Origin of the sequence: Bradyrhizobium sp. AZCC 1578, from assembly GCF_036924675.1 — a bacterium.
Lineage (GTDB): Bacteria > Pseudomonadota > Alphaproteobacteria > Rhizobiales > Xanthobacteraceae > Bradyrhizobium.
The window spans coordinates 1,793,690-1,807,233 of sequence record NZ_JAZHRZ010000001.1; the positions used below are offsets into that span (position 1 = coordinate 1,793,690).

Here is a 13,544-nt window from a genome sequence, read left to right on the forward strand (position 1 = left end):
GAAGCTCCTGAAATGAGAACGGCCATCAAGCGGTCAGCACGACCTTGACGCTTTGCGAACGATCGAGCGCGAGTCGCACCGCATCAGGCGCGACCGCGAGCGGGCGTTGCGCCGTCACCAGCGAAAGCACGTCCACGCTGCCGTCGGCGATCAGTTCGACCGCCGTGAAGAATTCCGTCCCGAAGCGGAACGAGCCGCGAAGGTCGATCTCCTTGGCCATCACCGCGTTCGCCGGCACCGGAATCTGTCCGCCCGGCAGGTTGCCGACCTGAACCACGACGCCGCCGCGCCTGACCGCACTGATCGCGCTGGCCAAGCCCGCCGCGGTGCCCGAGACTTCGAACGCGACATCGAACGGCTGCGCGGCAGCCTGCGCTTTCAGGGCCTCTTCGCCGCCGGAGATATCGACGACATGATTGGCCCCCAATCTCGTGGCGAACGCCAACGGCGCCGCCGCGATATCGACGACGGTTGTCTCTGCGATCCCGGCGCGCTGCGCCGCCAGCATGGTCAACAGACCGATCGGGCCGGCGCCGAACAGCACCGCGCGCTTGGCGGTCACGTCCCCGGCGCGGGCGACGGCATGCAGGCAGACTGCGAGCGGCTCGGCGAGCGCCGCCGCCTGATAGGTCACGTGGTCCGGAATCTTCACGCATTGCGCCGGGATGGCGTCGAAGTAAGAGGCAAAGCCGCCCTGCATATGCGGGGTCTTCGAGGCCGATCCCATGAAGAAGATGTTTTCGCAGAGATTGGGCCGATTCTCGCGGCACGGCTTGCAATGGCCGCACCAGCGCGACGGGTTGACGGCGACGCGATCGCCGACCTTCACGTCGGGCGCCGAGCCTGCGATCTCGACCACCTCACCCGCAATCTCATGGCCGAGCACCAGCGGCGAGGTCACGACAAAATCGCCGGTGCGGGCATGGCGATAGTAATGCATGTCCGAGCCACAGATGCCGCCGGCGCCGAAACGAATGCGCACCATGCCGGAGGGAAGCGGATCGAGCGGCCGCTCGATCATACGCAGATCTTCCGGGCCGAACAGCGTTGCAGCCAAAGCCATCGATGTCATTTTGAGAGTCCCATGTATTTAGGCAGCCAGAGCGTCAGCTCCGGGATGTAGGTGATGGCGACGAGCGCCAACAGGAGCGGCACCAGCCACGGCAGGATCGCCATGGTGGTGCGCTCGACGGACAATTTCGCCACGCGGGCCAGCACGAACAGCACCATGCCGAGCGGCGGGTGCAACAGACCGATCATCAGGTTCAGCGTCATGATCAGGCCGAAATGAATGGGGTCGATGCCAAGCTTGAGCACGATCGGCAAAAGGATCGGCACCAGAATGGTGATGGCGGCGATGGTGTCGATGAAGCAGCCGACGAACAGGATCAGGATGTTCGCCAGCAGCAGGAACACCCACTTGTTCTGGGTGATGCCGAGCATCGCATCCGTCAGCGTCTGCGCCGCCTGCGACACCGTCAAGAGCCAGGCAAAGATCGACGCCGCGGTCACGATGAACAGCACGGATGCCGTGGTCTCGATGGTGTCGAACGTCGCCTTGGCGACGGTCTGCAGCGTCATCGAGCGGTAACGCACGAGCCCGAGGAACAGCGACCAGATCACGGCGGCGACTGCGGCTTCGGTTGGCGTAAACCAGCCGAGCGTCATGCCGCCGATCAGGATCACCGGCGCCATCAGCGCCATCACAGCGGAGAAATCGAAATACCAGTCGAGCGCCAGCAGCGCCACGAGACCGATTCCGACTGCCATGTTCACCGAGAGCCCGGCGACGACCAGCAGCCAAACGACCACCGGGAACGCCAGCACGATGAGGATTTCGATCGCGGCCGAGCCGAGTTGCGGCCAGGAGAACGGCGTATCGCTGCCCCAGCCGTTCTTGTGGGCGAAATAAGCCACGGTCGCCATCATGGCCAACGTCATGAACACGCCCGGAATCACGCCCCCCAGAAACAGCGCGCCGATCGAGACGTTCGCCATCATGCCGTAGATCACGAATGGCAGCGACGGCGGGATGATCGGGCCGAGCGTGGCGGACGCCGCGGTCACGCCGACCGCGAACTCGGTCGAGTAGCCGTGATCCTTCATCGCCTTGATCTCGATGGTGCCGAGCCCCGCGGCGTCCGCAATCGCGGTGCCGGACATGCCGGAAAAGATCACGGAGCCAACGATGTTGACGTGGCCGAGGCCGCCGCGCATCCAGCCCACCAGCGCGACCGCGAATTTGTAGATGCGGCCGGTCACGCCCGCGATGTTCATGAGATTGCCGGCCAGGATGAAGAACGGCACCGCGAGCAGCGGAAAGCTTTCGACACCGGCAATCATGCGCTGCGCCAGCGTGACATCCGGCGTGATGCCTGTGACGAGAATGTAGACCAGCGACGACACCGCCATCGAAAGCGCGACCGGCAGGCCGACCAGCATCAGCAGCAGAAATCCCCCAAGCAGCAGCAGCATGGCGTCAGCCTTCCGTTCCGTCGAATGCGCCGGGTCGCTCCAGGATGGAGTAACCACGCCGCCAGTTCTCGACCGCGATCTGGATCGAGCGCGCGAACATCAGCACGAAGCCGAGCAGCACGGCGTAATACACAAATCCCTTTTGAAACTTGATCGTGGTCATCCGCTCGTCGCCGATGATCTGGATGAACTGCCAGACCAACTTGATCGCATAGCCGAAGAACGCGATCCGGATCAGGTCGATGACCGTCGAGAGCGCGCGCGCCGGCAGATGCGGCAGATAACGAAACAGCAGATCGACCTGGATGTGCCGCGACAGTCGCACGCACATCGCCGAGCCGATAAAGACCACGCCGATCAGGCAATAGGTCGCGATCTCCTCGGTCCAGGCGTAACTGTCGTTGAGCACGTAGCGGGTGAAGAATTGCAGAAACACGGACAGCGCCATGATCCAGAAGATCGCGAGCGCCAGCCAGTCCTCGGCGGCGTATTGGCCGAGATCGGCGCCCTTGGGGACCTCGTCCTCGAAGGTATGGGCGATCTCGTCCGCCGTGATCTGCTTGTGCACTTCAACCATCGACAAGCGCCCTCCCCGAGCTGGCGTATTCGAGGCTTCCGCCGTGCCTGCCGCCGAAATCGCGGCAAGCACGGACGAAGGCCTAGGCGTTTACTTCACCGCTTGGATGCGATCCCAGTCGGACTTGCGGTAGTCGAAGGTCTCGAACTTCGTGGTCTTGATCACGGTGTCGCGGAACTCGTCCTTGTTGACCTCGGTGACCGTCAGCCCCTTCTGCTTGAAGAAGTCGACCAACTTGGCCTCGTTGGCCTTGATCTCCGCCGTAGCCTTTGCCGCCGCTTCCTGGGCGACGTCGGTGAAGATTTTGCGGTCTTCTTCCGAGAGCTTCTTCCAGAGCGCGCCGGCAACAACCGTATTGAGGTGATCGACAATGTGACCAGTCAGCACGATGTGCTTCTGCACCTCGTAGAACTTCTTGGCCTCGATCGTGGTGAGCGGATTTTCCTGGGCTTCCACGGTGCCGTTCTGCAGGGCGAGATAGACCTCGGCAAAGGCGATCGGCGCGGTGTTGGCGCCGCAGGCGCGCGGCATTGCGAGATAGGCCGGCACGTCAGGCACACGCATCTTGAGGCCCTTCATGTCGGCGCAGGCCTTGATCGGCTTGTTCGAAGAGGTGTGACGCACGCCGTAATAGGTCACCGCCACGATGTGATGGCCGCTCTTGTCCTCGTAGCCCTTGGCGAGTTCCTTGAAGACGTCGCTCTTGGTGTAGGCCAGGAGATGATCGGCATCGCGGAAGGTGTAGGGATAATAAGTCACGCCGATCGGGGGAAAGCTCTTGGCCGCAAAGCTCGAGCCGGAAATGATGATGTCGACGGAGCCAAGCGCAAGCCCCTGGTTGATGTCGGTTTCCTTGCCGAGCTGCGAAGCCGGATAGACATCGATCTGGTAGCGCCCGTTGGTCCGCTTGTTGATCTCGCCCGCGGCCCAGACCGACGCGGTGTGGAACGGCTCCGAGGTTTCGTAAACATGGGCCCACTTCAGCTTGGTCTGTGCCAGGCCTGATGTGGTCGCGGCCAGCAGCGCCGCAGCAGACGCCGCGAATGCAATCGTCAATTTTTTCAACACGTGAATTTCCTCCGTCGTTACAATTTGCTTTTGTTACCCAACCGGACCGACATTCTCTCGCCGAACCGTTCGAATTCTCGTTGTTCAGGCGCTGCTTGAGCGGATGCGCGAGGCGGACGAAGCTTCCGCTCCGAAATTTTGCGCAAAGCGGGCCTGCGAACGCGCCAAGTGCTCGCGCATCGCCACGCGGGCAGCATCGGAATCGTGCGCGGCGATGGCATCGCGGATCGCGCGGTGCTCGGCCAGCGCCGCATTCCAGGATTCCGGATTTTCGAAATAATGCGCGAGCTTGGCGAAGTAGGGATTGAGCCGCTGGTCGAACAGCTCGCCTACCACGCGGACCAGCACAGCGTTGTCGAGACAGCCGGCGACCGCGACATGAAACGCGCGGTCATGGATCATCGAGGCTTCGCCGGGATGCTGCACGGTGGCCATCGCCTCCAGCGAAGCGTCGATGCGCGCGATATCTTCGGCTGTCGCCACCCGCGCCGCCTGTTCGGCGATCGCGCCTTCGAGGAATTCGCGAGCGCGCAAGAGTTCGAATGGACCTTCGATCTCGGCCGCCAAGGGCAAAGGCGGTGCGAGCGCCGCCGGCTCACTGACATATATTCCGGAGCCCACGCGAATCCGAACCCTGCCCTCGACTTCCAGAGCAATCAGGGCTTCGCGCACCGTCGGCCGCGACACTTTCAACTGTTCGGCAAGATCGCGTTCGGTCGGAAGCCGGCTGCCCACGCGGTATTCGCCGCTGTCGATCAAGGCGCGAAGCTGATCGGCAACCTGGCGATAAAGGCGTCGTGCTTCCACGGCTTCGAGCGGCACGCTCGGCTCTCCCTGACGATCCCCCGAAGTGAATCGAATTTTTCTTGCTTGGTCGGGATAAGGCCAATAAATCGGGACATTGGCCTTACCAATTGACCAAAGATTGATAGATCGAGCCTTCCATGTCAAGCGACACGGCGAAAATCCCGGTTTTCAGCCCGACAGACGGCAATTTCCGTCTTTCGAACGCCAGCCTTCCTCGGCTTCCCGGCCAGATCCGGCAACCGGCATATGACCGCTCGCTGATCTCACCAGGCATCGTTCACCTCGGAATTGGTGCGTTCCACCGGGCCCACCAGGCGGTGGTGATCGACGACCTCCTGGCAGGCGGCGCTATGGATTGGGGAATCATCGGAGCCAGCTTGCGCAGCCCGGCGACACGCGATGCCCTCGCCCCGCAGGACGGTCTTTACACGCTGGCTGTTCGCTCCGGCGCGGGCACCGATCACCGCATCATCGGCTCGGTGCTCGCTGTCGACGTCGCTGCCGAGAAACCCGGCCAGTTGATTGCGCGCCTGGCCAACCCGGCCACGCGTATCGTCTCGCTGACGGTTACCGAGAAGGGCTATTGCCATACGCCGCAGACCGGCGATCTGGACGAGCGTCATCCCGACATCGTTCATGACCTGCAGAATCCCGGCACGCCGCGTTCGGCCATCGGATACCTGGTGGCCGCGCTCGCGCGCAGGCGGATCGCGGGCGAAGCCCCCTTCACTGTTCTTTCCTGTGACAATCTCTCCGCCAATGGCCAAACAGTTGAACGGATCGTGACGCAGTTCGCCGCCTTGCGATCGCGCAATCTCGCGAAATGGATTGAAGCCGAGGTGGCCTTCCCTTCGACCATGGTGGACCGGATCGTGCCGGAGACCACGGAGCTTGACCGGGCGGAGATTTCTTCAGCGCTCGGCATGATCGACGCATGGCCCATTATCACCGAACCGTTCACGCAATGGATCGTTGAAGACCGCTTTCCGGCCGGACGGCCGGACTTTGCGGCTGCGGGCGTGCAACTGGTCCCGGATGTAACGCCGTTCGAACATATGAAGCTGCAGCTGCTCAACGCCAGCCACTCGGCGCTCGCCTATCTCGGATATCTCGCAGGCTTTGAGACCATCGCCGCAACCATGGCCGACCATCGCTTTGTGGCGTTTGCCCGACAGGTGATGCAAGACGCCGCGCCGACGCTGGCGATGCCTGCAGGAACTGATCTGGCAGCCTATAGCGCATCGCTGCTGCAGCGCTTCTCCAATTCGGCCCTGCATCACCGCACCTGGCAGATTGCGATGGACGGATCGCAGAAGCTGCCGCAACGGCTGCTCGCGACCATGCAGGACCGGCTGCGGCTGGGGCTGCCGATCGATACCCACGCGCTCGCGGTGGCCGGCTGGATGCGTTACGTCACCGGCACCGACGAGCGAGGCCGCGCCATCGACGTGCGCGATCCCCTCGCGCGAGAGTTGGCTGATATCGCCGAGCGTGCCGGTCCGGTCGCAGAGCGGCTTGCTCCCGCGCTGTTGGAGGTAAGCTCCATCTTCGGCACGCTCGGGAACGATCCCCGCATGCGCAGCGCCGTCACCGGGGCGCTCGCAAAACTTTACGCACTCGGTGCACGTCAGGCCGTACAGACGTTTCAAGCAGCATGATTGGCAGGTCAGAGCCACCGGATGGCAAGGCCACACCGCGACCGCCGTTCATTTCACAAATTCAGCAGGCTGCGGCGACAACAAGGCCCTGGTGAGTTGGTGACAGGGATCGGCGAGCCCATCGATGACATCGAAATGATGCCGGCCGGGTTCTTCGATCACGCAGGTTTTCGCGCCGAGCCCGGTCCAGATGTTGGCGAGGAGCGCGTTCTGGCGGACGAATTCCGGGCGCTCGGCGCTGCCTACCCAGCATGTTAGGCCCGCATTCGGCATCGGCTCCAGCAATGCGGGGCTTTCCACGAGCGCCTCGGCCTCGTCGATCCGAAGGTCCGTGTTCATGGCGGCCTTCATCAGCGGACGAAGGTCATGAACGCCGGAAATGGAGACGGTGTGGCTGATGCGCGCCCTGACATCGTCCGGGAGCGGCGACGTCGCCGAGATCATGCGTGTCACCAGATGCCCGCCGGCGGAATGGCCCGTCAGAAAAAGCGGACCTTCGACCATCGCGGCGGCGCGCTCGACGGCCGCAGCAATTTCGCGCGTGATCTCGGAGATGCGCACGGCCGGGCACAACGTGTAGGAGGGCATCGCCACCGCATAGCCGCTTTCAACCGATCCACGCGCGAGATGCGACCAAAAGCTCTTGTCGAGCGCCTTCCAGAACCCGCCATGGACGAAGACGACCAGGCCCTTTGGCCGGCCCTCCGGTTTAAAGAGATCGAAGCGGTTTCGTGCGCGCTCGCCATAGCCGATGTCGAGCGTCGCGCGGCCGCTGCCTTGAAGTGCGTCGCGATAGGCCTGCGCGGGCTGCACCCATGCCGCAGGCCAGCGTTCGCCGCCTGGAATGTTCGGAGCATTCGCATAGGCGTCGTTCCAGTCGGAAATCTGATGAAAAATCACGCGGTTCGGCCTCCATTCGATCTTGTGGGCCGGGCCGATGTCCGATCGATGCCCGCAGGCAACCAGTCTATACCGGGAAGCGCACCTTCCGCCCATAAATTTCAAGCTTGAAATAATTGATATCAGCGCGAATAATTCCAGGGGGCGCGGACCAGGGAATGACATGACCGATTTCACGCGAACAAAATCCCTGTTCGCCATCCCGGATGGCGTGATCTATCTGGACGGCAATTCGCTCGGTCCCCTGCCCGTTGCAGCCGCCGATCGCGTCGGCCGCATGATGTCGGAGGAATGGGGCAAGCACCTTATCAAGGGCTGGAACGTCGCCGGGTGGATGACGCAGCCGCGGCGTGTCGGCGACCGCATCGGCCGGTTGATCGGCGCTGCCGACGGAACGGTGGTGGTGGGCGATACGCTGTCCATCAAAGTCTACCAGGCGCTGGCCTCGGCGCTCGAACTCAATCCGTCGCGGCGCGTGATCTTGTCGGACACCGGCAACTTTCCTTCCGATCTCTACATTGCCAGCGGTCTGCTTGAAACGCTCGGCCGTGGCTACGAGTTGAAAGTCGTGGCCCCCGAAGACGTCGAAGGCGCCATCGACGAGACGGTCGCGGTGCTGATGCTGACCGAGGTCGACTATCGCACCGGCCGGCTGCACGACATGAGCGCGCTGACGCGCAGGGCGCATGCCGCCGGCGCCTTGACGGTCTGGGATCTGGCGCATTCCGCGGGCGCGATTCCGGTCGACTTGGAAGGAACCGAAGCCGATTTCGCCGTCGGCTGCACCTACAAATATCTCAATGCCGGTCCTGGCGCGCCAGCCTTCATCTATGTTGCGCCGAAGCACGCCGATACGGCGCGGCCAGCGCTTTCCGGTTGGATGGGTCATCATGCGCCCTTTGCCTTTGACCTCGACTATCGGGCCGGGCCGGGCATTGAGCGAATGCGAGTGGGTACGCCTCCGATCATTGCGATGGCCGCGCTCGACGCCGCCCTCGACGTCTGGGACGGCGTCAGCATGACCGACGTGCGCGATGCATCGATCGCGCTCGCCGACCTGTTCATCCGCGAAGTCGAACGACGTTGTCCCGAGCTGACGCTGGCTTCGCCGCGGAACGGAAAGCGGCGCGGCAGCCAGGTTTCATTTCGTCACCCGGATGGCTACGCGATCATGCAGGCGCTGATCGCGCGCGACGTGATAGGCGACTTCCGCGCGCCGGACATGATGCGCTTCGGCTTTACGCCGCTCTACATCGGAGAAGCCGAGGTTCGCGCGGCAGTCGACGTCCTCGCCGACGTCTTGACCAATCGCCGCTGGGATACCGCGGACTATCGCAAAAAGGCGCTCGTTACATGACTGGCAAGCCCGACGACTCCTCGCATGAGGCAGCCCAGATGTCGTTCGACGGGCGCATGTCCTACAGCGATTATCTGCATCTGGAACGCGTTCTGGACGCGCAAGAGCCGCTCTCGGACGCGCATGACGAACTGCTGTTCATCATCCAGCACCAGACTTCCGAACTCTGGATGAAGCTGGCCATCCACGAAATCCGTTCCGCCATCAAGGCGATCCGCCACGACCAGTTGCATCCTGCCTTCAAGATGCTGTCGCGCGTCGCCCGGATCTTCGAGCAGCTCAATACCGCCTGGGACGTGTTGCGGACGATGACACCCAGCGAATACACCGAGTTTCGCGATCAGCTCGGGCAGTCCTCGGGTTTTCAGTCGTACCAGTACCGCGCGATCGAGTTTCTCGCCGGCAATCGCAATTTGGCGCTGCTTGGCCCGCATGCCCACCGCGCCGACATCATGGCCAAGCTCGAGGAAATTCTCGCTGAGCCGGGCCTCTATGACGAGGCGTTGCTGCTGCTGGCGCGCAATGGTTTCGACATCGGCGAAGACGCGCGCCGAACCGACTGGCGCGTCACGCGCACGCCAAACGACGAGGTTTTGAAGGCCTGGAAGACTATCTATGCGTCGCCAGCGAAACACTGGATGCTCTACGAGCTTGCGGAAAAGCTGGTCGATTTCGAAGACTATTTCCGCCGCTGGCGCTTCAACCACGTCACGACCGTCGAACGCATCATCGGCCTGAAGCGCGGGACCGGCGGCACGTCGGGCGTCTTCTACTTGCGCAAGATGCTCGAAGTCGAACTTTTTCCGGAACTCTGGAGGCTGAGAACAGAGCTTTAAGACGACACCCGATAAGAAGGTTTCAGCGCGGCACCACCGCCGTCGCTTCGATCTCGACGCGGGCTTCCTTCTCGACCAGGCGCACTACCTGCACCAGCGCCATCGCCGGATAGTGCGCGCCGAAAATCTCGCGGTAGACGCGGCCGAGTTCTTTCAGGCTCGCGAGATACTCCTCGATGTCGACGACATACCAGGTCAGGCGCACCAGATGCTCAGGTCCGGCGCCGCCCTCGGCTAGAATCTCGGCGATGTTGGATAGCGTCTGGCGCACCTGCGCGACGAAATCGGGCTCCAGGCGGCCCTGCGTATCCCAGCCGATCACGCCGCCGGTCACCACGAGCCGGCCGTCGGCCGCTATGCCGTTGGCGTAGCCTTTCGGCATCGGCCAGCCGCTCGGCTGCAGCACTTGCGGGCCCGGCGGCGAGGTGTCGGTCGTGGGATGAGGCACCACGCTCAGTGTGGGGCCTTTGGGGGCGGTCACCGGCTTTTCTCCATCAGGTTAGAAATTATTCCGCGGCAACGCTTGGCGACGCCGGGCCGGCCGCAGCCATCTGCCTCAGCGCAAAGCGCCTCAGCTTGCCGGTCTCGGTCTTCGGCAGTTGCGCGACATATTCGATCGCACGCGGATATTTATAGGGTGCAATCGTCTGCTTGACGTGATCCTGCAAGGCCTGCGTCAGCGCAGCGTCGGCAGCAGCGCCGCCGGCCAGAACCACGTAAGCCTTGACGATCATGCCCCGCGCCTCGTCCGGCGCGCCGACCACGCCGCATTCGGCGACGGCGGGATGCGACAGCAGCGCCGCTTCGACCTCGGGGCCTGCGATGTTGTAGCCGGAGGAGACGATCATGTCGTCCGAGCGGGCGACAAAGGACAATCGGCCATTCGCGTCGCGGACAAAGGTATCGCCCGTCAGATTCCAGCCGTCGCGCACATAGTTCGACTGCCTTGCGTCGGCGAGATAGCGGCAGCCGGTCGGCCCGCGCACCGCGAGCTTGCCGATGGTGCCGGGCGGCAATTCGTTCATGTCGTCGTCGACGATTTTTGCCTCGTAGCCCGTCACGGGATGTCCAGTCGTCCCTGCCACCGCATCGCCGATCCGGTTAGTAATGAAAATGTGCAGCAATTCCGTGGAGCCGATGCCGTCAAGGATGGTCTTGCCGGTCTTGCGGGTCCAGCCTTCGAACACCGGCGCCGGCAATGTCTCGCCGGCGGAAACCGCCAGCCGCAGCGACGACAGGTCGGCGCCATTATCCATCGCCGCCATCATCGCGCGATACGCGGTCGGCGAGGTGAAGCAGATCGTCGCCTTGTAGGTCTCGATGATCTTGACCATCTCGGGCGGCGACGCGTTTTCCAATAGCGTCGCCGTTGCGCCGAAGCGCAGGGGGAAGATTGCCAGCCCTCCGAGCCCGAAGGTAAAGGCCAGCGGCGGCGAGCCGACGAAAACGTCGTCCTCTGTAACGTTGAGCACTTCCCTGGCATAGCCGTCCGCAATGATCATGAGGTCGCGATGGAAATGCATCGTCGCCTTCGGCTCGCCCGTCGTGCCCGAGGTAAATCCCAGCAGGGCGACGTCGTCGCGCCCTGTCTTCACCGCGTTGAACCGGACCGGCTTGTTCAGCGCAACCCTGTCGAGCTCGGCATCGTGGTTCGACGTCCCGTCGAAATTCACCACCTGCTTCAGGAAGCGGCTGGTCTTCGCGCACGCGACCAGTTCATCGGCGATGCGGCTGTCGGTCAGCGCCAGCGCAATCTCCGCCTTGTCGACGATCTTGCTCAATTCACCGGCGCGCAGCATCGGCATGGTGTTGACGACGACGGCGCCTGCTTTTGTGGCCGCGAGCCACGCCGCGACCAACGCCGGGTTGTTGCCGGAGCGGATCAGGACGCGGTTGCCGGGCTTGACGCCGTAGTTCTCCACCAGCGCATGCGCGAGGCGGTTGGACCAGTCAGCCAGTTCCTTGTAGGTGCGCTGGCGGCCGTTGCCGATCAGTGCGATCCGATCGCCCCAGCCCTCTTCGACGATCCGATCGGTCAGTTCGACTGCGGCGTTGAGATATTCGGGATACTGAAATTCCGGCCGATCGAGCAGCAGATCCGGCCATTGCTCTGATGGCGGCAGATTTCGCCGCGTAAAATCGTCGACGTGCCCCGACGGGCCGAGAGACCCGCCAAGGGATCGGATGGGAGTGCTACCTGACATTTTTAATCTCCCCTCGCTTCCATCCATGAAAGGCTCGAGATCAATATCGAGGACGCCCGGCAACGCCGTCTCACAAATCATTTTAGGCTTAAAACAATTTTTCGCAAGGGTGGAATCAAGGGTGGAATCGTGTATTCCCACCTTCAGGGATCAGCGGCGCCGGGAACCCCCTCAGGCGGCCCGGTAGTCCGGCGCCAAGGCGAGGAAGCGGCCGTAGGCGGCGGCATCGGGCGGGGTAAACTTCTCCACCAGCGGATTGCGCCTTCGTCCGGATACGCCGATGTCGGCGAGCAATTCGTCAAAATGCTTGAAGTGATAGGGCGCGACGCACAGCCCGCCATAGACGCCGGCGGCCGGCCGCTCGACGCGCTTGAAACGCAGCATCATCTCGATGTTGTCGCGCATTTCCTTGGGCGTCGGCTGACGGACGAGCTGGCCGTCGGCATAGCGCACGAGCCAGTTCGCGGCGAGGTCTGCGCACAGCACTGTGCAGAAGCTGGAGTTGAAGCCGACGAATCCCATTTCGGGCAGGTCCGGGTTGGCAATCAGCCGATAGAGCCGATACTGCCCGTCGGGATCGACCAGTCTGTCCCGGTAAGCCTGCGGCAGGAACGGCACACCCAGTTTGTAGCCGATCGCGAGCACGGCCACGTCGGCCTGGACGCGCTGCCCGCCGGTCATCACGATCGTATTGCCATCATAGCGCTCAAAACTGCCTCTGATAGCCTTGATGCGCTTGTCCGCGACCATCGCAAAGAATCCCGGCGTCGCGATCGGCACCGAGCAGTTGACGCCGTCTTCGATCCGCTCTTTCGGCACCATGTCGCATTTGCCGAGCTTGAGTTGAATTTTCAGAAGGCTCTCCAGCCCGCGCCAGTTGGCCCAGACGAGCGGCTTTGCCACCGCATGCGCGAACTGTGACATCGCGCCGATGCCCCAGCTCCGGAACATCTCCTCCTGCGCGCGGATGTAGAGAATGCGTTTGAAATTGACCAAGCCGCCGATGAAATAGGGAATCCGCCACACCGGCTCGCGGTACACCAGCGTCACTTCGGCCGCCCCGGAATTGACCGCGTTGACGGCGATATCGGTCGCCGACTTCGAGCCGCCGAGCACGACGATCCTGCGGCCTTTGGCAATCGCCGGGTCGTTGTATTGCGAGGAGTGCAGAATGCGCCCGCCCTGCGCCTTGAAGGCGTCTTCGCCCGGCAGGCTGAGCGTCTGCGGCTCATTGAACTGCCCGGTGCATACCGCGACGAAATCGAAGTCTTCATGACTGACGCCGCCGTCCGGCCCACGCAGATCGAGCCGCCAGCCCGGCGCTGAGTCGGGCCGACGATCCATTTGCACCACGGTCGTGTTGAAGCGGATCGCGCCGAGGAGATCGTTGTCCTTTGCGTATTCGGTCAGGTAGGCGTGGACCTGCGGACCTTTCGGCCATTCCGGATAAGAATCCGGCATCGCCTTGTCGGTGTAGCGGTATAAATCCTTCGGGCTCTGTGTTTGCACCTCGGGATAGGACCGCGCCGGTTCCCAGACGCCGCCAAGATCGCCGCTGCGCTCGACGAGCGTGATCTGATGTCCGCGCGCGGCGAAGGCTTTTGCGGCCGCAAGTCCGGATACGCCGGCGCCAATGACGCAGACTTTCTTTCGGCTGACCAT

At 62.9% G+C, this 13,544-nt stretch carries 12 protein-coding genes; 3 read left to right on the forward strand and 9 right to left on the reverse strand.

What is annotated here, in order from left to right:
- Positions 1 to 25 precede the first annotated feature (25 nt).
- From V1290_RS09005 to V1290_RS09025, 5 genes are all read right to left on the reverse strand, one after another.
- Entirely contained in the window at positions 26 to 1,072 is a 1,047-nt protein-coding gene (locus V1290_RS09005) for an L-idonate 5-dehydrogenase (protein ID WP_334364070.1), read from the reverse strand.
- Positions 1,069 to 2,475 carry a TRAP transporter large permease gene (locus V1290_RS09010; RefSeq protein WP_028347458.1) on the reverse strand — a complete coding sequence of 469 codons (1,407 nt, stop codon included), beginning with the start codon at positions 2,473 to 2,475 and terminating at the stop codon, positions 1,069 to 1,071. Before V1290_RS09010 ends, V1290_RS09005 begins: the two co-directional genes overlap by 4 nt.
- A 4-nt stretch (positions 2,476 to 2,479) precedes the next feature.
- Positions 2,480 to 3,058: a TRAP transporter small permease gene (locus V1290_RS09015; RefSeq protein WP_334364071.1), complete on the reverse strand. Its 579-nt coding sequence runs from the start codon at positions 3,056 to 3,058 to the stop codon at positions 2,480 to 2,482.
- An 84-nt stretch (positions 3,059 to 3,142) separates the two neighbouring features.
- The gene (locus V1290_RS09020) at positions 3,143 to 4,120 is read right to left on the reverse strand and encodes a sialic acid TRAP transporter substrate-binding protein SiaP (RefSeq protein ID WP_334364072.1); all 978 of its coding nucleotides are present in this window, start codon (positions 4,118 to 4,120) and stop codon (positions 3,143 to 3,145) included.
- A gap of 84 nt (positions 4,121 to 4,204) precedes the next feature.
- A complete protein-coding gene (locus V1290_RS09025) occupies positions 4,205 to 4,942 on the reverse strand; it encodes a FadR/GntR family transcriptional regulator (RefSeq protein WP_334364073.1) in 738 nt (245 codons plus the stop codon).
- A 122-nt stretch (positions 4,943 to 5,064) separates the two neighbouring features.
- Here V1290_RS09025 and V1290_RS09030 point away from each other — a divergent pair, with 122 nt between their 5' ends.
- The gene (locus tag V1290_RS09030) at positions 5,065 to 6,585 is read left to right on the forward strand and encodes a mannitol dehydrogenase family protein (RefSeq protein ID WP_334364074.1); all 1,521 of its coding nucleotides are present in this window, start codon (positions 5,065 to 5,067) and stop codon (positions 6,583 to 6,585) included.
- Between the two features lie 48 nt (positions 6,586 to 6,633).
- Here the strand turns inward: V1290_RS09030 and V1290_RS09035 are convergent, their stop codons facing one another.
- Positions 6,634 to 7,485 (reverse strand): alpha/beta hydrolase, encoded by an 852-nt coding sequence (locus V1290_RS09035; protein WP_334364075.1) that lies wholly within the window; start codon positions 7,483 to 7,485, stop codon positions 6,634 to 6,636.
- A 163-nt stretch (positions 7,486 to 7,648) separates the two neighbouring features.
- Here V1290_RS09035 and kynU point away from each other — a divergent pair, with 163 nt between their 5' ends.
- Together kynU and kynA are read left to right on the forward strand one after the other, a co-directional pair.
- Positions 7,649 to 8,842, forward strand: a complete 1,194-nt coding sequence (gene kynU, locus V1290_RS09040; RefSeq protein ID WP_334364076.1) for a kynureninase — start codon at positions 7,649 to 7,651, stop codon at positions 8,840 to 8,842.
- Positions 8,839 to 9,678 (forward strand): tryptophan 2,3-dioxygenase, encoded by an 840-nt coding sequence (kynA, locus tag V1290_RS09045; RefSeq protein ID WP_334364077.1) that lies wholly within the window; start codon positions 8,839 to 8,841, stop codon positions 9,676 to 9,678. Before kynU ends, kynA begins: the two co-directional genes overlap by 4 nt.
- 22 nt (positions 9,679 to 9,700) lie before the next feature.
- Here the strand turns inward: kynA and V1290_RS09050 are convergent, their stop codons facing one another.
- From V1290_RS09050 to V1290_RS09060, 3 genes are all read right to left on the reverse strand, one after another.
- Positions 9,701 to 10,159, reverse strand: coding sequence for a RidA family protein (locus tag V1290_RS09050; RefSeq protein ID WP_442893659.1), 459 nt, complete (start codon positions 10,157 to 10,159; stop codon positions 9,701 to 9,703).
- Between the two features lie 25 nt (positions 10,160 to 10,184).
- Positions 10,185 to 11,882: a benzoate-CoA ligase family protein gene (locus V1290_RS09055; RefSeq protein WP_334364078.1), complete on the reverse strand. Its 1,698-nt coding sequence runs from the start codon at positions 11,880 to 11,882 to the stop codon at positions 10,185 to 10,187.
- 171 nt (positions 11,883 to 12,053) lie between these two features.
- Positions 12,054 to 13,544: a flavin-containing monooxygenase gene (locus V1290_RS09060; protein ID WP_334364079.1), complete on the reverse strand. Its 1,491-nt coding sequence runs from the start codon at positions 13,542 to 13,544 to the stop codon at positions 12,054 to 12,056.

What these genes read in the sequence shown, in the direction of transcription:
- V1290_RS09005 (WP_334364070.1), bottom strand. Translation starts at nt 1,072, where the DNA reads ATGACATCGATGGCTTTGGCTGCAACGCTGTTCGGCCCGGAAGATCTG.
- V1290_RS09010 (WP_028347458.1), bottom strand. Translation starts at nt 2,475, where the DNA reads ATGCTGCTGCTGCTTGGGGGATTTCTGCTGCTGATGCTGGTCGGCCTG.
- V1290_RS09030 (WP_334364074.1), top strand. Translation starts at nt 5,065, where the DNA reads ATGTCAAGCGACACGGCGAAAATCCCGGTTTTCAGCCCGACAGACGGC.
- kynU (WP_334364076.1), top strand. Translation starts at nt 7,649, where the DNA reads ATGACCGATTTCACGCGAACAAAATCCCTGTTCGCCATCCCGGATGGC.
- kynA (WP_334364077.1), top strand. Translation starts at nt 8,839, where the DNA reads ATGACTGGCAAGCCCGACGACTCCTCGCATGAGGCAGCCCAGATGTCG.
- V1290_RS09055 (WP_334364078.1), bottom strand. Translation starts at nt 11,882, where the DNA reads ATGTCAGGTAGCACTCCCATCCGATCCCTTGGCGGGTCTCTCGGCCCG.
- V1290_RS09060 (WP_334364079.1), bottom strand. Translation starts at nt 13,544, where the DNA reads ATGGTCAGCCGAAAGAAAGTCTGCGTCATTGGCGCCGGCGTATCCGGA.